Raw genomic sequence first — 21,638 nt, 5'->3', positions numbered from 1 at the left:
CGCGTCGTGTCACGGCTCGTCCGTGGGGCGGCACGGGAGCGTGTGCACGACGCGGGGCGTGTTCAGGGCAGGAGGACCGTCTGGGCGCAGTGGCCGAGTCCTGATCCGAATCCGAGCAGCAGGGCCGGACGACCCGACATCTCTCCCTGGGCCAGCAGGGATTCCAGGGCGAGGGGGATCGAGGCGGCCGAGGTGTTCCCCGCACGGACGACGTCGCGCGCCACGCGTACCTCCGGGGGAAGACCGAGTGCGCGCACCAGGGACTCGGTGATGCGCAGGTTGGCCTGGTGCGGCACGAAAGCGGCGAGGTCCTGGACGCTCATGCCCGCACGGGCCAGTGCGCCTTCCGCGACCGCGGGCACCGAGTCGGTGACCCAGCGGAACACCTCCTGCCCGCGCATGCCCAGGTACCGGTTCGCCGGTTCCGGCCGCGCCGGTCCGCAGTCCCAGGGATCGGGCTGTGCGATGGCGTCGGCGCCGGACGGGTCACTGCCCCACTCCGGGGGGAAGATGCCGGTCTCGCGCGACGGTGCGACCACCACGGCTCCCGCGCCGTCGCCGAAGAGGAAGGCGGTGGAACGGTCGTCGGGGTCGACGATGTCGGACATCCGCTCGGCGCCGACGACGACGACGTGGTCGGCGCTGCCGGAGGCGACCAGGGCACGGGCCAGTTCCAGGGCGTGGCAGAACCCGGCGCAGGCCCCCGACACGTCGAACGCCGCGCCCCGGAACCCGTCGAGCAGGGCGCCGGCCCGGGCGGCCAGCGGGGGTGCCTGGTAGAGGTAGGACATGGTGGCCACGATGATCACCCCGACCTGGGACGGGTCCACTCCGGCCTCGGCGAGCGCCTTGTCGGCGGCGGCCGCCGCCATCACCTCCAGCGTCTCGTCGGGCTCGGCGAAGTGCCTGGTCTCGATCCCGGTCCGGCGGCGGATCCACTGGTCGGTGGAGTCGACGTGGGTGCAGATCTCCTCGTTGCCGACGATGCGGCGCGGCCGGTAGCCCCCGACCGCTGCGATCCGCGCCTGCCTCGGGAGCTGTCCGGCCTGTACGTACTGCGGCATGGGGGGTGCCTTTCGTTTGCGAGTGGGTTGCTTCCCGCCGCTGCGGACCGGTCACCGCCCGGCGGGGTCACCGTCCGGCGCGCTGCCGCCCGACGGGAGGGGTCACTGGCCGGCGAGTCTTCGGTACCTGCTGCCGTGGAAGACCAGGGGCGGCACCTGCGGGTCGACTCCCATGGCGTGCACCCTGAGGAGGGCGATCCGGTGGTCCCCGGCGCCGATCTCCCGCTCGGTCGAGCAGTCGAACCAGGCGCTGGCCCCGCTGAGCAGTACGGCGTCGCCGGGCGTCCCGTACCACGCGAGGCCGGCGAAGCGTTCGGCGCCGGGGGACGCGAGCTGCCTGCTGGCCCCTTCCTGGCTGCCGCTCAGCACACTGATCCCGAGGCGCGCGGCGCGGCGCAGCCGGGGCCAGGTGGTCGAGGTGAGCGCGGTGCAGAAAGACACCAGCGGGGGGTCGAGCGAGACGGGGACGAAGGAGGACGCGGTCATGCCGACGGGCTCACCGTCGACGAGCGCGGCCAGGGCCGTCACCCCGGTCGGGAAGGCCGCGAAGACCCGGCGCAGCGCGATCGGGTCGAACGCGCCGACGGCCAGGCCTGCTTCGGCGCTCACCGCTTCAGCGCGCGGTGGAAGACCGCCGCGGTCCTGGCGTAGTCGTCGTCGGCACGCGCCGTGTCCAGGACGAACGTCCCGCACCCGGAGTCCACGTAGCCCCGGATCTCGTGCTCAACCTTCTCGTGGCTGCCCACCAGATAGGGGCAGTAGGTGGCGTGGTTCAGGAAGGGGCCCATCCAGTACGGGCTGTCCGGCCCGCCGGGGAACTCGTCCGCGGCGGACAGGTCGGCCACCCACCGCGAGTCGGAGACGCCGCGCGCCGCCATCTGCGCGAGGCGGCCCGCCCTGCTCGCCGGAAAGCGTTCGTGCGCCACGTCCCAGGCCTCCTGGTCGGTGTCGCGGGCGATGACGCCGATGCGTACTCCGCCGCCTCCTGGGTCGCCCCCTGTTCCCCGCGCGCCGGTGCCCGGCGGTTGCGGGTAGCGCACCGGGACCGCCCCCAGTGTCCGCCCGGCCCGGCGCCCCGCGTCGGAGGAGCCCGAGATGAACAGCTCGGGTGCCAGGTGGGCGGGCAGCGCGGGTGACATCGGCAGGGACCGCACCCGGTAGTAGTCGCCCTCGAAGGTCACCGGTCCGCCACCGGCGAGCAGCAGCCCGATCAGTTGGGCGTACTCCGTCAGACGTCGGTAGCGGTCGTCGTGGGCGCCGTTGTCGTCGCACAGGGCCGCGAGATCGCCGACGGACCCTCCCGCGACCAGGTTGAGGGCGATGCGGCGCCCGTACAGCGAGGCGTAGGTGGCGATCTTCTTCGCCACCGCGTACGGGTGTACGTACAAGGGTTGCAGGGCGACCAGCGGGACGAAGTCCGCGGTGGCGGCCAGCACCTCCTGCGCGACGACCCACGGGTCGACGGTGTTGTTGTCGGAGTAGACGAGGGCGCCCGTGAAGCCCGCCTCCTCGGCGGCGCGCGCGGCCCGCCGGACCGTCTCCGGACCACCGCCGGGACCCGTGATGGGTGGGATCGTCGCGAACAGCCGGAGGCCCAGCGCTGCATCGGCCACGGAAACACCTCTCGTCATCTGCTCAGCCTGGAGAACCGGGGGGACCGGGGCTCTCACGGTGGGCGAGGCGGACGGGGTGCGTCCAGGTAGTGCGCAGGCAACTTTGCTGCCTGTCGTCAGAGGCGCCCAAGCTGCCGCACGCTTGCCTGTTCCCGTGCCGGTCGGCACTTCTAGGCTGACGCGGCGTCACCAGTACCGGCGCAAGCCTCGTGCGAACGAACGGAGCCGTCCGTGAATGAGCCCGCCCCCCTTTCCTACGGCCAGCTCTCGGTCTGGCGCGACGTCCGGGAGCTGAGCAGGGGCCGCTGGCACGAAGCCAACACCCAGACGTTCTGGCAGCTGCCCGAGGACGAGGAGTACGGCGCGACGGAGGTCGAGAACGCCGTTCTGACCCTCGTCGGCCGGCACGAGTCGCTGCGGACCGCCTACGACCTCACGGACCCCTTCGCCCCGGCCCAGCGGGTGCTGCCCTTCCTGGAGAGGGTGGACCGCGGTGTGGTCGAGTGCGGTCCGGAGGAGTTCGACGACGTCGTCGCGCGGCTGGCGGCCGAGCCCTTCGACCTTCGCGCCGCGCCCAGTTGGAGGTTCCGGGTCCTCACCCACGGTGGGCGTCCCCAAGTGGTGGTGCTGGTCCAGCACCACATCACCGCCGACGGCTGGAGCAACGGCATCCTGGAGTCGGACTTCCGGACGGCCCTGCGCGCGTCCGCTCCGGCTGCCGCCGCCCCCGTCCCGACCCCCCGGGGGCTTGCCGCGTGGCAGCGCTCCGAGGGCCGGCACGCCCGCCGCGCCGCGCTGACGGCCTACTGGGAGCGGATCTTCGGCCTCAGCGCCGCCTCACTCGCCGGGGCCGGGCCCCAGGCACCGCCCGGCACCGCGTGCCAGTACTCCGTCCGCTCCCGGCAGGCGTACTCCGGGTGCCGGCGGCTGGCGGAGCGGCTGTCCGTCCCGGTCTCCAGCGTGGTGCTCGCCGCGTTCGCCCTCAGTGTCGAGCACGCGGTGGGGCCGGGCGCCCTGGTCGCGCAGCTCATGTCCTCCAACCGCTTCGTCCCGCCGTGGAACACCGTGGTCAGCTCCATGAACCAGTGGACGGCGGCCTCCGTCAGCCCGGCACCCGACGACTTCGCGGCCTACGTCGGGCACGTCAACACCCAGAGCCTGCTGGCCTACCGGTACGGGATGTACGACGTGGACGAGATGGATCTGCTGCGCGACAAGGTCCGGGCCGGCCGTGAGCCGTACGAGGCGTCGCTCGGGTTCAACTTCCTCACCGGCTCGGCGCCGCCACCCGGCGCCCCGGCCGAGTCGGACACGCTCCGGGAGTCGCCCTTCTCCCGCATCGGGCACCCCTGCTATCTGCGGGCCACCGACGAGGGCGGCGAGTCGCTCCACCTGAGGCTGCGCACCATGGGGCTGGCGGACTCGCTCACCCGGGACCTGCTGGAGGAGACCGTCGCCCGGCTGACGGACGCGGCCGCCTGACCCCGGCCGGCTCCCGATCCGGCCGGCCTCCCGCCCGGCCGGCCTCCCGGTCCGGCTCACCCGCTGATCCGGACCACGACCTTCCGTTCATGGAGCCTCCTGTGCCTGCCCATGTGATCGTCCTCCACCGTTGGACCGACTCCTACGCCGACTACGCCTCCTACCTCGACCACCGCACCCTGGCGGTCAGCTACGTGACCACGGCACGCGCCCGTCCGGTCCTGCCCGACGCCGCTGCCGGCGTCCGCGTCGTGCCGAGCACCGAGGACCGCGCCGCGGTCCGCGCCGCGGTCGGCGAACTCGTGGCGCGGCACGGCCGCCCCGACCGGATCGTCGCCCTGCACGAGGTGGACCTGGACGTCGCCGCGGAACTGCGTGAGGACCTCGGGGTGCCGGGCGAGACCCCGGCCGGGCTCCACCCCTTCCGCGACAAGCTGGCCATGACACGGCGGCTCGCCGCGCGGGACGTCCCGGTGCCCGCCGCCGAACCGGCCCCCGGACACCGGGCGGTGGCCGGGTTCGCACGACGGCACGGCTGGCCGGTCATCCTCAAACCGGTGCGGGGCACGGCGAGTTCGGATGTCACACGACTGGACGGCTCCGCCGATCTGGACGCGTACGTTTTCCCGCCGGACCTCCCGCTCATGGTGCAGGCGTACCTCCCGCACGCGGTCCTGCACGTGGACGGGATCGTCGACGGCGGCGATCTGCGAGTGTGGCGGGCGTCGCGGTACGTCAACACCTGCCTGGACTTCGCCCGTGGCGCGGCCCTCGGTTCGGCCGAGATCGACGATCCGGTGCTGCTGAAGAACATCGGGGAGTTCACCCGGCGGGCCGTGCTGGCGATGTCGGCCGACCCGTGGGTCTTCCATCTGGAGCTGTTCGCCTCCGACGACAGCACCGACCCGGTGTTCCACGTCCTGGAGGTGGGCGCCCGCCCCGGTGGCGCCGAGGTGCCCTTCGTCTGGCGCGAGGTGCACGGTGTCGACCTGATGGCCGCCACCGTCGACGTGCAGATGGGCAGGCCGCTGCACGGCCACTCCCCCGGGGCGGAGCCGGGAGAGGAGGAAGGGGCGTACGGCGGGTGGCTGCTCGTCCCCACGCCGGCCGCGCGCCCGTGCCGGGTCCTGGCCGCGACGTCGCAGACGGGCGAGGCGGACGGGCCGTACGCCGAGCGGCTTCCCCCACCTGGCGGGTATCTGGCGGACCTGCCGGGATACGAGCACTCGGGCGCCCGCTTCCGCTTCCGGGGGCGCACCTCCGCCGACGTCGAGAATGCGATCGCCCGGACGCTGGAACGCCTCGACTTCCGCTGCGAACCGGTGGACCCGGCCCACCCGGCGCGGGTGGTCGTGGTCGCCTCCGGTGGCCGCGCCTACCGGGAGTACGCGCTGCGGGACGCGGCGGCGCACGGCCGGGTGCTGGCGGTCGGGGACACCGCCCCGGACTGGGAGTCTCCGTACCTGACAGCGCATCAGGTCGTGGACACCGGGGACGTCGACGCCCTGACCCGGGCCGTGTCAGGGCTGCTGGAGTCGGACAGCGGCCCGGCCGGCCTGCTGACCTGGAGCGAGGTACACCTGGAGCGGACCGCCCGGGCGGCCGCGCGCCTGGGGCTGGCGCACATGACACCACAGGCGGTGCGCAACTGCCGTGACAAGCTCCGCACCCGGCAGCTGCTGGAGCGGGCGGGACTGCCGTCGGCCCGCTACACCGTCGTGCGGTCCCTCGCACAGGCGCACGAGGCGGCAGCGCGGATCGGCTATCCGGTGGTCCTCAAGCCGCGCGCCCTGGCCGGCAGCAGCGGAGTGGTGCTGGCCCGCTCCCCCGCCGATCTCGACGAGGTCCACCGGCATGCCGCCGGGGCCGCCTTCGCGGGTCTCGACGCGCTCGACGGCCTGATGGTCGAGGAGTACCTGGACGGACCGGAGATCAGCCTGGACAGCGTGGTCGTCTCCGGTGAGGTGCACTGCGTCAACCTGGCTCGCAAGCGGATCGGCTACCCGCCCTTCTTCGAGGAGGTCGGGCACCTGGTGTCGCCGTGGCGCCAGGAGCCATGGGCGGACGAGCTGACCGACATCGTCACCCGTGTCCACTCGGCGCTCGGCGTGACGGCCGGGGTGACCCACGCCGAACTGCGGCTCACCGCGGACGGGCCGCGCCTGGTGGAGCTGAACGGGCGCCTGGGCGGCGACTTCATCCCGCTGCTCGGCCGGCTGGCCACGGGCGTCGACCTGACGGCGGCCGCCCTGGACGCCTCGCTCGGCGTCGTCCCCGATCTGCGGCCCACCCGGGACCGCTGCGCCGCCGTGCGCTTCCTCTACCCCGAACAGGACGGCACCGTCGACCGGCTGGAGGTGTCCGCCGCACGCGAGGTGCCGGGCGTCGAGCGTGCGGTGGCGCTGGCGGAGGCCGGGCAGCGGCTGCTGCTCCCGCCGCGCGGGGTGGTGCCCCGGCTGGCGGCCGTCATCGCCACCGGCGACGACGCCGCCGCGTGCGACCGCGTCCTGGACGAGGCGGTCGGCCGCATCCACGTCCGTGTAACCCCTGCCGAGGAGCGATGAGCACTCTGATGGAATCTCCGGAAATCACCCATGTGGTCCTGGGGTACAGCGTCGGCCTGCTGAACCAGCTGGAGCGGGTGCTGCCGCCCGGTTCGGTGCTGGTGGTCGAGGAACCCGCGATGTGCGCGGCCAGGGACGTGGCCGGGCAGCTGGCACGCTTCGCGTGCGCCGCCGGGCTGGCCGAGGCCCCGGTGCAGGACGAGGCCGGTGCGGCGCGGCTCGCCGAGCACGTCGAACGGCCCGCCACCGTACGCGCCGTGCTGCCGGGGCTGGAGTACACCGTGGTCGCCGCCGCCGGACTGGCCGAGTCCTGGGGACTGCCGAACGGCGGCCCGGCGGCCGTCCGCGCCTTCCGTGACAAGTCCCTGCTCCGTGAGCTGGTGGCGGAGCAGGGCATCGCCCAGCCGGACTGGCGTCGGGTCGACGGCCCCGAGGACGTGGCCGCCTTCCGTGCCGCCCACGGCGGTGAGTGCGTGCTCAAGCCGACGCATCTCCAGGGCAGCGTCGGTATCCAGCTCCTCGGCGCCGGGGACGACACCGTCGAGGCGTGGCGGCGGACGGCGGCCGCGGACGAGGCGAACCTGCGCACCGCGCGCGCGGGCACCGCCGGCTACGTGGCCGAGGAGTGGCTCCACGGCCCCGAACTCAGCGTCGAGGCGCTCGTCCACGACGGCTCGGTCGTCTTCCTGAACACGACCGGGACGCAGCTCTACCCGGGACCGCATCCCGTCGAGCGCGGCCACGTCGTCCCCGCCGCCCCCGATGACGCGGTGGCGGCCGAGAAGGCGATGCACACCCTCGTGGCCGCCACGGGCTTCCGCAGCGGCATCCTGCACGCGGAGTGGATCCTGCGCGACGGCACACCCCATCTCCTGGAGTGCGCGGCCCGGCTGCCCGGGGACTACATCCCGCTGCTCATCGCGCTCGCCTACGACAGCGACCTGGTGCGCGGCCTGCTCGACGTACTCGAAGGACGTCCGCCCACGATGGCCGCCGCCCCGGTCAGGGGCGCGGCGGTCCGCTTCCTCGACGCGGCCCCCGGCACCGTGCGGGAGATCCGCGGGCTGGACGCGGCGCGCGCCCTCCCCGGTGTCGTGGACATCTGGATGTCCGTCGACCCGGGCGGACAGGTGGCTCCTCTGACCAGCTCCTGGTCCCGGGCGGGCGAGGTCGTCGCCCTCGGCGCCGATCGTGAGGAGGCCGCCGCCAACGCCCTGGCGGCGGCCGAGGCCGTGGAGGTCGTCACCGTCTCCGCGTAGCGTCCGACAAGGCCGGGGCCGGCGCCGACTTCCCTGTCGGCGCCGGCCCCCGGCGTTGTCGGACGGTCCCGTCAGACCTGGGCGGCCCGGAACTCGCGGACCTGCTCCCACAGCATGCGCGGGGTGCGGAACATGTCGACGATCTGGAAGTCGTCGGGGATGACCAGGTCGTAGAGCTGCTCGATCGCCACCATGAGACCGACCGTGGCCATCGAGCTGAGGCCCGCGTCGGCCAGGGGCACATCGGGATCGAGCGGGGTGTCCTGGGGCACGTCGGTCAGCACCCCTCGCAGCAGCTCCTCGAAGTCGGCGTCCCAGGGCGCCGGTGCGTGCTCGGCGGGCCCCTGGGCCGGGTCGGCCGCAGTGCCGGGCGGCTCGGGAAGCCGGTCCTGGTCGACGGTTCCGGCCCCGGTCAGCGGCCACTCGTCCACCACCACGAGGACGTCCGGGATCAGGTGGCGCGGCAGTCTGCGCCCGGCCAGCGCCCGGCGGATCCCGTCCGGGGAGAACTCCTCGGCGGGCACCGTACGCACGTAACCCACCAGCAGCCGCCCGCCCGGGGCGGTGTCCGGCCGCTCGACCACCCGGCAGTCCAGCACCGAGGGGTGGAGCCCGAGCAGTTCCCGGGTCCGGTGGACGGCGGCCGGGCCCATGGGCTCCAGCCGTCCGGACCGGTGGACTCGTGCCGTCCGGCCGGTGCGGTGCGGCCCTTCGGTGCCGTCGACCCGCAGCTCCGCGACCACACCGGCCGGCACGGAGCGGCGCCGGGTGTCGACCACGTCAAGGGCCAGACCGCAGGGCGGCACTCCGTCGTAGGCGACCGGACCGATGAGTCCGTCGGAGTCGACGGTCTCGATCACCCGGGCCCGGCCGCGCAGGGCGGCGGGCAGGGCGGGCCCCGCCTCGTCGTCACCCCCGAGGACCACGGTGAGAGGACGGGGCGGGTCGACGACCACCCGCTCCGCCACCAGCGGCGTCGTCCCGAGGTGGGTCACCCGGCCCTCGGAGATCAGGCGCCTCATCTCGGGAACGGCCTCCGGCAGCGGGGTGGGCACCAGGACGACGGTGGCTCCGGACGTCAGCGCCGTCAGGATCTCGATCAGACCGGTGGGGGTGACGGCGGGGCCGGCGCAGAGCCAGGAGGATCCCGGTTCGGATCCGGCGCCGCGTGACGCCAGTTCGTCGCGGAACCGGGCGAGGGCGCGGGCCAGGGCGTCGTGCGTCACCGGGGCCCCCGGCTCCCCGGGCAGGACGCAGGCCGCACCGGCGGGCAGCGCTTCCGGGCGGGTGACGGCGGGCGGGCCGGCGGCCGGGGCCGCGGCGCCGGGCGCCGCGAGGGTGACGGCGGCTCCGGCGCGTACCGCGGCGAGCAGCAGGGCGACCGTCTCGGGGCCCCGCTCCGGTGAGAGGGTTCCGACCACGACGAGGGCGCCGGGTCCGACGCCGCGCTCCCGCAGTTCCCGGGTGATCCGGTCCGCCGTGGCGTCGAGTTCCCGGTAGCTGAGCTCGTTCCCCCCGCAGCGCACCGCGACCGCGTCGGGGTACGCGGACACCACCGCGTCGAAGGCCTCGGCGACGGGCCGCGGTTCGGGTACGGGCTGCGCGGCGCGGTCCAGGCGGAGCAGTCCCTCGCGCTCGTCGGCGGGGAGGCAGCCGGCCCGGGAGTCGCCCTCCGGGCCGAGGGACATCCGCTCCAGGACCGTCCGGTAGAGGGCGGTGAGCCGGGCCGCGGCCTCGCGGTCGAGGCGGTGGCTGGTCGTGTTGAGCTTGAGGACCCCGGAGATCGTGAAGACGTGCAGCGCGAACTCGTTGTCGTTGTCGTTGTACGTCGCGTCCTCGTCGATCAGTGACGCGTCGACCTGCCGGAAGTCGAGGTAGTTGAAGAAGACGTCCAGCAGCCGGCCGCCGGGGCCGAACTCCTGCTGGATGACCTGCATGGGGAAGACGCGGTGCGGCCACATCTCCGTCAGGCCGTCGTAGACCGCCCTGACGAGATCGCCCCAGGTCTCCGCCTCCGTGGGCATGGCGAACGGCAGGGTGTTCAGATACATGCCGAGCACCCGGTCCGCGCCCAGGACCTCGGGCCTGGCGTCGCACACCAGCCCCGTGTAGAAGTCCTCCGTGGCGACGACCATGCTCATCACCTTCATGTGCGCGGCCAGCAGCACCGCCTTCATCGAGGTGCCGGTCCCGGTCGCCAGCCGGCGCAGGTCGTCCTCCAGGTCCCGGAAGTCCAGCGTGTACTGGTACCGCTCGCGGGCCAGCGCCCTGTCGCCCTGCCAGGCGGAGGGCAGTGCCGTGCCGGTACGGCCCTCGACGACGCCGCGCCAGAAGTCGCGGTCCTCCCGCGACTCCCTGGCCGCCGCCTCGGCCGCGACGTAGTCCGCGTACCGGAAGGGCACCGGCTCGGGCTCGGGGGGCGTGCGACCCTCCCGGATCTCGGCGTAGCCGGTGAGGATCTCCATCAGCATCGTGTGGAAGCTGAATCCCTCGAGGATCGGATGGCACTCCGTGATCGTGATCCACCACTCGGGGGAGTCCTGCGCGGTGTGGGCGTGCACCCGGATCAGCGGAAAGGTCGTGATGGCCATCGGGGACCGGCGCTCGGACGCCGCGTACTCCTCCAGCGCGGGCCGCCAGCCGCCCGGGCCGAGCGTGCCGTGTCCGGTCGCACCGACGTCGATCCGCGCGGTGCGGTGCACCAGCTGCAACGGCTCGGTGTAGCGGTTCAGTTCGAAGCTGGTGCGCAGCACCTCATGGCGGTCGACGACGAGTTGGGCCGCGAGCTGGAGTGCCGCGACGTCCGGTGCCATTCCGTCGCGGACGAGGTAGGAGGTGGTGTCCTGGTAGGTGTTGATGTCCGGACGGGCCCGCAGCTCGATGATCATGCCGAGCTGGGTCGCGGTGAGCGGGTAGGCGTCCACCACGTCCGTGGGCAGTGCCGCCCGGTCCTGGGCGCTCAGCAGGGCGAAGGGTTCCAGCGGCGCGGGCAGGGCGGCGCCGTCCGGTGCCGCGTCGAGGGCCTGCCGCGCGCACCACGCGGCCAGTTCCTCGACGGTCTGGTGGGCGAAGATGTCGGTGGCCGACACCTCCAGGCCCTCCGCACGCAGCCGGCCGGCGAGGGCCACGGCCCGCAGCGAGTCCCCTCCGACGTCGAAGAAGTTGTCCTGGAGGCCGATGTGGTCCGTTTCCAGGATCTCGGTCCAGAGGCGGTGCATCATCTCGGTCGGCACGGTCGCGGAGGGGACGGCGGCCGGGACGGGCTCGCTCGCGGGTCCCCCGTCCGCCGGACGGACGGCGGGCCGCGCGAGAGCTGGGCCGACCGGCTCGTACGGGCGGCCGACGAGGCCGGCGAGCAGCGCCTCCCACTCCGCGGCCCAGGTCCGCGCCGTCTTCTCGTCGATCACCGCGGCGGCGTACTCCAGCCGGGCGTGGAGCCGTCCGCCCGGGGCGGTGACCGTGTGCAGGGTCAGATCGAACTTGGCGTCGGGCACCGCGTCCGTCGCGATCCTCTCGACCCGCAGGCCGGGGAGCCGGAACCGGCCGTCCTCGTCGGCCTCCTCCATGTCGAAGGCCGCCTGGAACAAGGGGTTCCCGTCGAGTCCGCGCGCCGGGTTCACCGCGTCGACCACTCGCTTGAAAGGGACGAAGCGGTGGTCGAACGCGTCCAGTACGCCTTCCCTGACCTGGACCAGGACATCGGCGAAGGGCAGGCCGGCGGTGCGCCGTGACCGGACGGCGACCGTGTTCACCGTGTAGCCGACGAGCCCGTCCAGGTCGGGGGTCCGGGTGGAGACGGGTATCCCCACCGTCACGTCCTCGCTCCCGGTGAGCTGGGCGAGCATGACGTGGTAGGCCGCCAGCAGCACCATGTACGGGGTGGCGCGGTGCGCCGACGCAAGGGCGTGGACGGCCGCGGCGGTCTCGGGGCCGACCGTCAGCTCGACGAGTCCGCCGCGCCGGTCGGGACGGGCCGGGCGTGGGCGGTCCAGCGGCAGCGGCAGGTCCGACACGCCGTCGAGTGCGGCGCGCCAGTAGTCCAGGTGCGGGCGCAGAGCGGCGTCCGTGGTCCGGGTCCTCTCCCGGGCGGCGAAGTCGGCGTACTGGATCGGCGGTGCGCCGAGTGCCGGGGAGCCCCCCTCGGTGCGGGCCGCGTAGAGCGCCGCCAGTTCGGCGGAGATGACCTGGTAGGAGTCCTCGTCGCAGGCGATGTGGTGGATGTTGACGACCATGAGGTGCAGTTCGGGCCCGGTGCGGATCAGCGTGACGCGCAGCGGCTGGTGCCGGGTGAGGTCGAAGGGCCGGCTCCGCTCCCAGTCGGCGATCTGTCCGGCCCGCGTCCCGCGGTTCCCGGCCGGCTCGTCCGCCAGGTCGACGACGCGGAGGTCGACGGCCCCGGGCGGGTCGATGATCTGGTGGGGTACGTCGTCGATCTGCCGGTAGCGGGTGCGGAGGATCTCGTGGCGTTCGACGAGGGTCTCCCACGCCCCGCGCAGGGCGTCGGTGTCCAGCCGGCCGGAGAGCCGGAGCGTCCAGGTCATCAGATAGGCGCGGCCGGCCGGGGCGAGCTGGTGCAGCAGCCACATCTGCTGCTGGCCGGAGGAGAGCGGAAGCGGTCCTGTCCGGTCCACCCGCTCGATGGTCCGTATCTCCTGGGTGCGGGCGGCCGGCATCAGGCGTCCCTCTCTGTCGTTCCACGGTGCGCTGACGGATCGCCGTCCGGGACCTGGGTGTCCGGCGGCGGCTGGAGTCTCGCGACCTCACGGGCGAGGGCGGCCGCCGTGGGCAGGTCGAAGAAGGACCGCATGGACACCTCCACGCCGAAGACGCTCTGTACGTTCCACAGCAGGCGGGCCGCGAGCAGCGAAGTGCCGCCCCGGGCCATGAAGTCGTCGTTGGGTCCCACGTCCGGCTGGGTGAGCAGTTCACGTACGAAGCCGAGGACGGTGTCCGGAAACGCGGCCGGCCCGTCGGCCGGCGGCGGCGCGGCCGGGGTCTCGTCGGTCCTGATGTCGTGGAGCACGTCGTCGTTCCCGTCCTCGTCGTCGTCCGCGTCCAGGTGGGTCGCGCCGATCGGCAGGCCGGGATCGACGGCGAACTGTCCGGCCAGGCGGCGCAGGCGCTCGGCGAGACCCGCCGCCAGCGTCCGGTCGTAGAGCGCCGAGGAGTATTCGAGCGCTCCCCCGTATCCTCCGTCGGGCCGGGGCCACAGAGTGAGCGCCAGATCGGTCCTGGAGACCGTCCACGCCCGGCCCAGCAGTTCGAGATCGCGTTCGCGCGGGACCTGCCCGACCGTCTCGTCACCGGTCAGCGCGAACAAGGTCTGGAACAGGGCGGTGCGGGAGAGCTCGCGCTCCGGTGCGACCGCGTCGGCCACCGCTTCGAAGGGCACGGCGTGCCGGGCGAAGCCCTCACGGCAGGTGTGCTCGACGGCGGCGAGTGCCTCGGCGAAGCTCAGGTCCGGTGTCAGCTCGGGCCGCAGGACGACGGTGTTGAGGAACAGCCCGACCAGGCCGTGGAGTTCTGGACGGGTGCGGCCGGCGTGCGGGGAGCCGACCCCGAAGTCCCACTGCCCGGCCGCTCGGGCGAGCGTGACCGTCCAGAGGGTCAGCAGGACCACGTAGGGGGTCGCTCCGGTCCGGCGGCCGAGGGCGATCAGCGCCTCGGCGGCCGGGGCGGGCACATCCACGACGATCCCCGCGCCGTCGATGCTGCGCCGGGCCGCGCGCTCGCGGATCGCGGGGAGTTCTAGCGGGGGAAGTCCCGCCAGCTGCCGGCTCCAGTAGGCGAGCTGTTCGGCGGACTGCGCCTCGGTGATCTGGTCCCTCTGCCAGGCGACCGCGTCGACGTAGCGCAGGGCGGCTTCCGGGAGGGCCGGTTCGCGGCCTTCCCGGATCGCCGTGACCGTCTCACGCAGCTCCTGTTCGAGCAGCCGGGAGGACCAGCCGTCGCCGATGATGTGATGGCACACCAGGAGCAGCAGCTGCTCGGGCCCGCCGTCCCGGACCAGGGCCGCCCGGAACATCGGGGCGACCGACAGGTCGAAGCCCTCCGCCAGTTCCTCGGCGAGGGTGTCGGCCATCTGCCCGGGAGTGGTCTCCACGGTCCGCAGGGCGTCGGGGACACGGGGCTCGACGACGGCGGCCAGGCCCTGCGCGTCCATGCCGTAGCGGGTGCGCAGCACCTCGTGCCGTTCCACGAGCCGGGCCAGTGCCTCCCGGACCACCTGTGCGGGCACCTCGGACGGCAGCCAGACGAGGATCGGCAGCAGGTACTCCCGGTTGCCCGGGTCCATCCGGTCCAGGACCCAGAACCGCTCCTGGGCGTGGGAGAGGGGCAGCCGGGCGCCGGGCGGCAGCTGGGCGATCGGCTGTGCCTTCGAGGCCCGGCCCAGCAGTTCGGCCTGCCGGCGGGCGGTCGAGGCGTACTGCAGGTCGCGCAGTGTCACCGCGAGTCCCGAGGCCCGGGTGAGCAGGGCCGAGAGCCGGGTGAGCATCAGGGAGTGACCGCCCAGGCGGAAGAAGTCGTCGTCGAGGCCGATCTCGTCGGTGTCGAGCATCTGTCTCCAGGCGCCCAGGACGATGCGCTCCTCGGCGGTGCGCGGCGCCGCGGCGGTACCGGGCGCGCGCGACCAGTCGGGATCCGGCAGCCGCGCGCGGTCCGTCTTGCCGCTGCTGGTCCGGGGCAGCGTGTCGATCTCGGCGACGACGGCCGGCACGAGCGCCGGGGGCAGCCGGTCGCGGAGGTAGGCGGTCAGGCGTTCGGCCGCACCGGGCCGTGTGGTGACCACCCAGGCCGCCAGCCGACGTGCTCCGCCGGGACCTTCGGGGCCGTCGACCGCCCGGACGACGGCCTCGACGACCTCGGGATGGGTCTCCAGCGCGGCCTCCACCTCGCCGGGTTCGACGCGCACACCGTTGATCTTCACCTGGCTGTCGGCCCGCCCGACGAACTCCAGCGCTCCGTCGGGGCGACGGCGTACGAGGTCCCCGGTGCGGAACATCCGGGAGCCGGGCGGGCCGTCGGCGTCCGGAACGAAGCGCTCGGCGGTGCGCGCGGCGTCCTGGTGGTAGCCGCGGGCGACGCCCGGTCCGCACAGGTAGAGCTCAAGTGGGGCGTCGCCGGCGGTGCTGTCGCCGTCGGCGGGAAGCGCCAGGACACGGGCGTTGTCGATGGGGCGGCCGATCGGGACGGCACCGGTGAGCTGGGCGGGGTCGAATCGATGGGCCAGCGCGTCGATGGAGCACTCGGTGGGGCCGTAGGTGTTCCAGATCTCCACGTCGACCTGGGCGAGCACGCGCCGGCACAGTTCGGCGTGCAGCGGTTCGCCCGCGGAGCAGACCGTCCGCAGGCTCTTGCACGAGGCGAGGTCCGGCTCGGCGGCGAGCAGGCGCAGCATGGTGGGCACGACCTGCACCACGGTGGCCTCCTGCTCGCGGAGCGAGGCGAGGAGTTCGGCCGGATCGCGTCCCGCGTCGGCGCGGCCGAAGGTGACCGGCGCACCGCAGACCAGCGGGCCGAATATCTCCCAGCCCGCGGCGTCGAAGGTGAGCGGCGTCTTCTGCAGCACCCGGTCACGGGGCGTCAGTTCCAGGGCGCGTACGCCCCACAGCACCCGGTTGGCGATGCCCTCGTGTTCGACGACGACGCCCTTGGGGACGCCCGTGGAACCCGAGGTGAAGATCATGTAGGCGGCCCGGTGCACTTCGGTGGCGCACGGCGGGGTGTCCGGGTCGCCCATTTCCAGAAGCCGGTCGACCTGGTGCGCGGTGGTCGTAGGGGAGAGTTCGGCGCCCCGGGCGGCCCACGTCTCGTCCACCACGGCCAGGCGGGCGCCCGCCGCCTCGACCGTCTGCCGCAGCCGGGCGGGCGGGGCGTAGGGGTCGAGCGGGAGATAGCACCCTCCGGCCAGCCAGATGCCGAGCAGCGCCGCCACCAGGTCGGGGCCCGGTGTCATCAGGACGGCGACGACGGACTCGCGCCCTGCTCCGAGTCCGGTGAGGGCGCCGGCGACACGGCGCGCCGCGCCCTCCAGCTCGCGGTAGGAAACCTCGTCGGCGCCGGCGACGACCGCGGGTGCGTCGGGGTGCTCACGTGCCCGGTCCAGGAAGAGTTCCGGCAGCAGCGCGGTCATCGGCTACCTCGCTCCGGTCTGCGCGGGGCGCTGCCCGCCGCGGACGCTGAGCGGACGCATGTCCGTCCAGACGGTGGCGATGTGGTCCAGGCACTGCTGCCGGTCGCCGGTGAACCCCTGGGCGCGCCAGCCCGCCGGCGGCTCACGGTGCGCGTTCCAGATCGAGTACTGCTCCTCGTGGTTGACGACTACTCGGTACGCCGTGTCCGCGGCCGTATCACTCACCGGGTCCTGCTTTCCTGGGGTCTTCGGATGCGTGGGTCTGGTGGAGCGCGATGGTCACAGCCGGGTCCGCAGCGCGCGGGTGTCGACCTTGCCGTTCGCGGTCAACGGGATCTCCCGGACGGTGCGGAGGTCGGCGGGGACCATGTAGTCGGGCAGGTCCTGTGCCAGCTCGGCCCGTAGGCGGGACAGGTCGGGGCCGGCTCCGGCGGCGGGGACGACGAACGCGGCCAGCCGCTGTGCCCCGGACGGCCCCGGATAGGCGGTGACGACCGCGTCGCCGACGCCCGGGCACCGCAGGAGCGCGGCCCTGATCTCACCCGGCTCCACCCGGTAGCCGCGGATCTTCACCTGGTGGTCGGTGCGGCCCATGAACTCCAGCCGGCCCTGGCGCCAGCGGCCTCGGTCACCGGTGCGGTAGAGCCGGGCTCCCGGCTCCCCGTAGGGGTCGGGCACGAAGCGCTCCGCGGTGAGCGCCGGGGCGCCGAGGTAGCCGCGGGCTACCCCCGCCCCGCCGACGTACACCTCGCCGGGAACACCGTCGGGGACGGGTTCGAGGCTGTCGTCGAGGACGTACATCGCGGTGTTCGGGATGGGCAGGCCGAGCGGGACGAGACCGTCGGCCGGCAGGCGGGTGACCACCTGGCCGGAGTTGCCGACGGTGATCTCCGTCGGGCCGTACTCGGTGGCGACCGGGGTACCGCCGGGCCCGGTCAGTTCGCCCCAGCGCCGGGCCAGCTCCACCGGAAAGGCGTCACCGGCGGCGATGACCAGTCCGGCGAGGCCGTAGGCCTCCTCCGGTTCGAGGTCCGTGCTGAGCAGGTTCAGGTGGCCGGGTGTCATCTTGATGAAGCTGTACGGAGCGCCCGCGAGCAGGTGCACACCGAGATCGGCGGCGTCCAGCGGGTCGGGCAACAGGTCCACCCGCTGACCGACCACCAGGGGCGCGAAGAGGCTCGGGACGCCCAGGTCGAAGCCGATCGAGCTGAAGTGCGGCGAACCGCCGATCCCGCGGGCCGCGTACTCCAAGGCGGTCCACAGCACGTAGTTGGCCAGGCCGCCGTGGTGCACCATGACGCCCTTGGGCGCCCCGGTGGACCCGGAGGTGTAGATGACGTAGGCGAGGTGCGCGGGGCCGACCGGGACGTCGACAGGGTCGAGGCCGGCCGCGTCGATCGCGTCGCGGTCACGGTCAAGGAGGATGTAGTCGCCCTGGTCGAAGGGGCCGAGCGCGGGCAGGAGTTCCGAGCGGGTGACGATGAGGCCGCAGCCGGCGGTGGAGACCATGTGGCGGAGCCGGACTTCGGGCAGGTCCGCGTCGAGCGGCAGGTAGGGCGCGCCGCACTTCCAGACGCCGAGCAGGGTCGGCAGCAGGTCCGGGCCGCGCCGCAGACCGACGCCGACGGGCACCTCGGGACGCGCGCCGCGTGCGAGGAGGTGGTGGGCGAGCCGCGTGGAGGCCTCGTCCAGTTCGCGGTAGCTGAGGGTCCGTCCGTCGGCCCGGACGGCGGGGGCGTCCGGGGTCCTGGCCGCCTGGTTCCTGAAGAGTTCCAGGACATCGGCGGGTTCACGGGTGACGGTGCGCCCGACCGCCCAGCGGCGCAGTACGGCGTCGCGCTCGCCGTCGGGCAGGACGGTGGTCACCGCGTCGCCGTCCGGCGCCGCGGCCATCGCCTCCAGCACGCGGCGGTACATGGCCGCCAGCCGGTCGAGCCCGGCGGCGCCGACGACACCGGCGGCGCGCAGGGTCAGGGTGTCCCCGCCGACCCCGACGCACAGGCCATGGCGGCCCGGGACGGGCGGGGTGTCCGGTGCGGCGGCGAGGAGCACGCGGTCGGCCCGCGAGGCCCCTCCGTCCGGCCCGGGTGCCGGTGGCATGGCGCGCAGGGCGTGCCCGGCGTGTGCGACCAGTTCCCGCCAGGTGGGCGCGGCGCCCGGCCGCACCGTCATGCCGCGCACCTCGCGGCCTCCGGCCGGCAGCACGTCCGTACGGAACGCCTGCTCCTCGACCAGGGTGTTCAGCACCTTGATGTGGGCGGCGGCCGGCACGGCGAAGGGTTCGGCGCCGGCGGAGACCGCCAGCGCGTCCAGCGCGGGGGCGAGGTCCGTGTAGTCCACCTCGACGCGGTGGCCCGACTCCTCCTCGGGTGCCACGCACAGCCACGCGCCCGGCAGTGTGAAGTCTCCCGTGCTCACCCGTCGTCCCCTCTCTCCAGCAGCCGTCGTGCGATCTGTCCCATCCGTTCCCCCGCCTCATTGAGGATGTAGTGGCCCGCGTCCAGCAGGTGCAGGGAGAATTCCCTGGTCGTGGCGGTGCTCCACGCGGCCATGGCCCGGGCGCCGACGAACTCGTCCCGGCGGCCGCCGATGACGGTGACGGGCAGCTCCAGCGGGGCGCCCGAGGAGTACGCGAGCGTTTCGACGACCTGGTAGTCCGCCCGCAGAATGCGTTCGAACATGGTCATCAGGTCGGGGTCCTCCAGGACTTGTTCCGCCATGCCGCCGTATCCGACGACCCGGGTGATCAGCTCGCCGTCGGGCAGCCGGTGCAGGGGCGGGTCCTCCACCGTGCGCATCGACGGTCCCTCGGAGGAGGAGACCACCAGCTCGACCGGGAGCGGGCCGCCCGCGGTACTGAGCCCGCGGGTGAACTCGTAGGCCAGCACGCTGCCGGAGCAGTGGCCGACCACGACGAACGGCACGTCGAGCAGGGGCGCCAGGTGCGGGGCGGCTTCGTCCAGCAGGATGCGCCCGTCGGTGAGCGGGGCTTCGCCCATCCGGTTCTCGCGGCCGGGTGGCCGGACCACGCACAGGTCGGCCTCGGGCGGCAGGTGCTCCAGCCAGGGCCGGAAGACGCCTGCGCCCGCTCCGACGTGCGGGAAGCACACGATCCGCAGCCTCGCGTCGTCGTTGGGACGCAGCCGGGCGATCCACCGGCTGGTGACCGGCCGCGTCGCGGCCGCGGTGGTGGGAGCGCCGTTCACGCGGCGAGCACCTCCCTCATCAGGTCGGCCACGTGCGGGTCGTTGACGACGGGCAGGGGGGAGGCGAGCGCGAGGTCCAGCTGGTGGACGGTCAGCCGCTCCGGAGTCTCGCTCCAGGCCTGCTCGGCCGGGTGGGGGGTGCGGCTGCCGGCGACCAGCACGGCCGGTCCGTCGTAGGGCGGGTAGCCGTACTCCTGGACCGCCAGGGCGACACCGGCCCAGGCGCGCTGGAGTCCGGGCAGGTCCTGCGCCCGGGACACGTCCTCGTACCAGCCTCCGTCGTGGAACCTGGCATGGATGTCCTCGATGCTCTCGTCGCCGGTGAGCGCGAACCGCCCGGCGAGCATCGCCAGCCTGCGGCTCAGCAGATCGTCCAGGTCCGCGGGCGCCTCGCCGGGGGCGGGTCCGGCGGGCGGGGCGATCAGGGCCAGCAGGGCGGGCTCGGCGCCGAGGCCGCGCAGGCGGCGGGCCACTTCGAGGGCGACCACCGCCCCGTGCCCGAATCCGGCCAGCCGGTAGGGGCCTACCGGCTGTCGCCGCCGCAGGGCGGCCAGGTACCGGTCCGCGAGCTGCTCGACGGATCCGGCCGTCGGAGTGGAGCTGCCCGGGCCGGTCAGCCTCAGCCCCACAGCCGCGCGCCCGTCCGCCCACGCCGCGACGGCGTCCCGCTCGGCCCGGACATGGCTCTGCGAGTGGATCACGTGGAGCGGTTCGGCCGCGTCGCCGTCGGTGATGGACACCGCCCGGACCTCCGCCGGTCCCGGGTCGGGGCCCGGCCCCGCGCCTCCGGGGTCCAGGGCGGGCGGCCGCACCCTCGGCGCACTGTCGCGCGGGAGGGTCAGGTGCTCGGCGAGTCGGGCAGGCACCGGGAACCGCAGGACCTCGGAACTGCGGAGGGACAGGCCGTGCACACGCGCCGCGGTGGCGATCTGGATGACCGAGAGCGAGTCGCCTCCCAACTCGAAGAAGTCGTCGTACGGCGAGACCGCACGCCCGAGTTGCGCGCCACTGATCTCGCACAGCAGGCGCTCGACTGCCTGGCAGGTGAGCGGTATTCGATTCCGCGGGTTCGTGTGCACGGCGGGCTCCGTCTCATGGATCGAGCTTCTCGGAAAGCTTCGTTTCCGGGCCCTCCGCGGTACAGGCATGCAGCAGGCAAATTGCCAGGATCCAATTGCCGGTCCGCTGCCTTGAGATGCCCCCGCGTGGCCGTGAAGACTTCCCAAGGGTCGCTGAGACGGGGCTCCGTGCAATCGCCTCATCGATACAGAGAAACGCGGAAGAGGAGAGGCAGGCGTGACAACGATGGTGAGCGCGAACGCCGACTACGGCAAGGAATCCTCACTGCTCGAACTCACCGGTGAGGAAAGGACCGCACTGGAGGAACTGGCGGAGCGGCTCGCTCTCGTCGAACCCGCCCTGATCGACGATCCGGACTGGCGGACCCACGCCCGGCGGGAGAGCTGCCGGGTTCCGGTCCGGCTGAGCAGAGCCGTGCGGGACTTCGCCTACGACGCGGGTCCTGACGGGACCCTGACCATCAGCAACCTGCCCCTGCCGGCCTCGGGGCTCCCGCCCACGCCCACCGTGCGGGACTCCGTGGAGCGCGCCGCCACGACGCCGGCGACGCTGGCGATGCTCCTGGGCAGCGAACTCGGGGCGGTCATCGCCTACCGCGAGGAGAAGCAGGGCGCGCTCGTGCAGAACGTGGTCCCCGTCCCGGCACTCGCCGACTCGCAGAGCAACGGCGGTTCGGTACGCCTGGAGTTCCACACGGAGAACGCCTTCCACCCGCACCGGCCGGACTTCGTGGGCCTGTTGTGCCTGCGGCCCGCGCACGAGGACCAGGTGGGCACGCAGGTCGCGTCGATCCGACGGGCCCTGCCCCTGATCGACGACGGGATCCGCGCGGTCCTGCACGAGCCGCGCTTCCTCACCGAGGCGCCGCCCTCCTTCCGCTCGAACGGCCTGTCCGAACCGAAGCCGGTGCTCGACGGCGCTCCCGAGGACCCTGACATCTGCGTCGACTTCCACGCGACCGGTGGGCTCGACGAGGGGGCGGAGAAAGCCCTGGTGCAACTGAGGGAGGCACTGTGGGCGGTGCGTTCCGACGTGGTGCTGGGGCCCGGGGACATGATCTTCGTGGACAACCGGATCGTGGTGCACGGGCGGGTGGCGTTCTCGCCCCGCTACGACGGCAACGACCGCTGGCTGCATCGGGTCTTCGTCCACCTCGACCACCGCCGCAGCCGCGGCTTCCGGCCGGGCAACGGCGCCGTGCTGACCTGACCCGGCCGGCGTCGGCGGGACGGCGCG

At 73.6% G+C, this 21,638-nt stretch carries 13 protein-coding genes; 4 read left to right on the top strand and 9 right to left on the bottom strand.

What is annotated here, in order from left to right; genetic code table 11:
• Positions 1–62: 62 nt before the first annotated feature.
• The 3 genes from ACFUNE_RS10615 to ACFUNE_RS10605 form a co-directional block, all read right to left on the bottom strand.
• Complete coding sequence (locus ACFUNE_RS10615) at positions 63–1,064, bottom strand: beta-ketoacyl-ACP synthase 3 (RefSeq protein ID WP_383564855.1); 1,002 nt, start codon at positions 1,062–1,064, stop codon at positions 63–65.
• Positions 1,065–1,166: 102 nt separating this feature from the next.
• Complete coding sequence (locus ACFUNE_RS10610) at positions 1,167–1,673, bottom strand: flavin reductase family protein (RefSeq protein WP_383564853.1); 507 nt, start codon at positions 1,671–1,673, stop codon at positions 1,167–1,169.
• Entirely contained in the window at positions 1,670–2,677 is a 1,008-nt protein-coding gene (locus ACFUNE_RS10605; protein WP_383564851.1) for an LLM class flavin-dependent oxidoreductase, read from the bottom strand. The genes ACFUNE_RS10610 and ACFUNE_RS10605 overlap by 4 nt, the downstream gene beginning before the upstream one ends.
• A gap of 231 nt (positions 2,678–2,908) precedes the next feature.
• On the opposite strand from ACFUNE_RS10605, the gene ACFUNE_RS10600 reads away from it, so the two are divergent.
• The 3 genes from ACFUNE_RS10600 to ACFUNE_RS10590 all read left to right on the top strand — a co-directional run bounded on the left by ACFUNE_RS10600 (position 2,909) and on the right by ACFUNE_RS10590 (position 7,982).
• Positions 2,909–4,159: a condensation domain-containing protein gene (locus ACFUNE_RS10600; RefSeq protein ID WP_383564849.1), complete on the top strand. Its 1,251-nt coding sequence runs from the start codon at positions 2,909–2,911 to the stop codon at positions 4,157–4,159.
• Positions 4,160–4,260: 101 nt separating this feature from the next.
• Complete coding sequence (locus ACFUNE_RS10595) at positions 4,261–6,723, top strand: ATP-grasp domain-containing protein (protein ID WP_383564847.1); 2,463 nt, start codon at positions 4,261–4,263, stop codon at positions 6,721–6,723.
• Between the two features lie 8 nt (positions 6,724–6,731).
• Complete coding sequence (locus ACFUNE_RS10590; protein ID WP_383564845.1) at positions 6,732–7,982, top strand: ATP-grasp domain-containing protein; 1,251 nt, start codon at positions 6,732–6,734, stop codon at positions 7,980–7,982.
• A gap of 71 nt (positions 7,983–8,053) precedes the next feature.
• Here the strand turns inward: ACFUNE_RS10590 and ACFUNE_RS10585 are convergent, their stop codons facing one another.
• From ACFUNE_RS10585 to ACFUNE_RS10560, 6 genes are read right to left on the bottom strand one after another with little or no spacing between them, the layout of a single operon-like run.
• Positions 8,054–12,655 (bottom strand): condensation domain-containing protein, encoded by a 4,602-nt coding sequence (locus tag ACFUNE_RS10585; protein WP_383564843.1) that lies wholly within the window; start codon positions 12,653–12,655, stop codon positions 8,054–8,056.
• Complete coding sequence (locus ACFUNE_RS10580; RefSeq protein ID WP_383564841.1) at positions 12,655–16,116, bottom strand: amino acid adenylation domain-containing protein; 3,462 nt, start codon at positions 16,114–16,116, stop codon at positions 12,655–12,657. The genes ACFUNE_RS10585 and ACFUNE_RS10580 overlap by 1 nt, the downstream gene beginning before the upstream one ends.
• Before the next feature lie 3 nt (positions 16,117–16,119).
• Entirely contained in the window at positions 16,120–16,341 is a 222-nt protein-coding gene (locus tag ACFUNE_RS10575; RefSeq protein ID WP_383564838.1) for an MbtH family protein, read from the bottom strand.
• A 54-nt stretch (positions 16,342–16,395) separates the two neighbouring features.
• On the bottom strand, positions 16,396–18,534 hold the full coding sequence (locus tag ACFUNE_RS10570; protein WP_383564836.1) for an amino acid adenylation domain-containing protein: 2,139 nt from the start codon (positions 18,532–18,534) through the stop codon (positions 16,396–16,398).
• Complete coding sequence (locus ACFUNE_RS10565; RefSeq protein ID WP_383564834.1) at positions 18,531–19,322, bottom strand: thioesterase II family protein; 792 nt, start codon at positions 19,320–19,322, stop codon at positions 18,531–18,533. Before ACFUNE_RS10565 ends, ACFUNE_RS10570 begins: the two co-directional genes overlap by 4 nt.
• A complete protein-coding gene (locus ACFUNE_RS10560; protein WP_383564831.1) occupies positions 19,319–20,401 on the bottom strand; it encodes a thioesterase domain-containing protein in 1,083 nt (360 codons plus the stop codon). Before ACFUNE_RS10560 ends, ACFUNE_RS10565 begins: the two co-directional genes overlap by 4 nt.
• Positions 20,402–20,627: 226 nt before the next feature.
• Here ACFUNE_RS10560 and ACFUNE_RS10555 point away from each other — a divergent pair, with 226 nt between their 5' ends.
• Positions 20,628–21,611 (top strand): TauD/TfdA family dioxygenase, encoded by a 984-nt coding sequence (locus ACFUNE_RS10555; protein WP_383564990.1) that lies wholly within the window; start codon positions 20,628–20,630, stop codon positions 21,609–21,611.
• Positions 21,612–21,638 lie beyond the last annotated feature (27 nt).

The sequence above is a fragment of the Streptomyces sp. NPDC057287 genome (assembly GCF_042667905.1).
GTDB lineage: Bacteria > Actinomycetota > Actinomycetes > Streptomycetales > Streptomycetaceae > Streptomyces.
The sequence above is the reverse complement of the archived record's forward strand: the minus strand, read 5'-3'. Positions and strand labels throughout refer to the sequence as shown.

Coding starts and splice junctions, on each gene's coding strand:
- ACFUNE_RS10615 (WP_383564855.1), bottom strand. CDS start 1,064: ATGCCGCAGTACGTACAGGCCGGACAGCTCCCGAGGCAGGCGCGGATC.
- ACFUNE_RS10590 (WP_383564845.1), top strand. CDS start 6,732: ATGGAATCTCCGGAAATCACCCATGTGGTCCTGGGGTACAGCGTCGGC.
- ACFUNE_RS10585 (WP_383564843.1), bottom strand. CDS start 12,655: ATGCCGGCCGCCCGCACCCAGGAGATACGGACCATCGAGCGGGTGGAC.
- ACFUNE_RS10580 (WP_383564841.1), bottom strand. CDS start 16,116: ATGACCGCGCTGCTGCCGGAACTCTTCCTGGACCGGGCACGTGAGCAC.
- ACFUNE_RS10555 (WP_383564990.1), top strand. CDS start 20,628: ATGGTGAGCGCGAACGCCGACTACGGCAAGGAATCCTCACTGCTCGAA.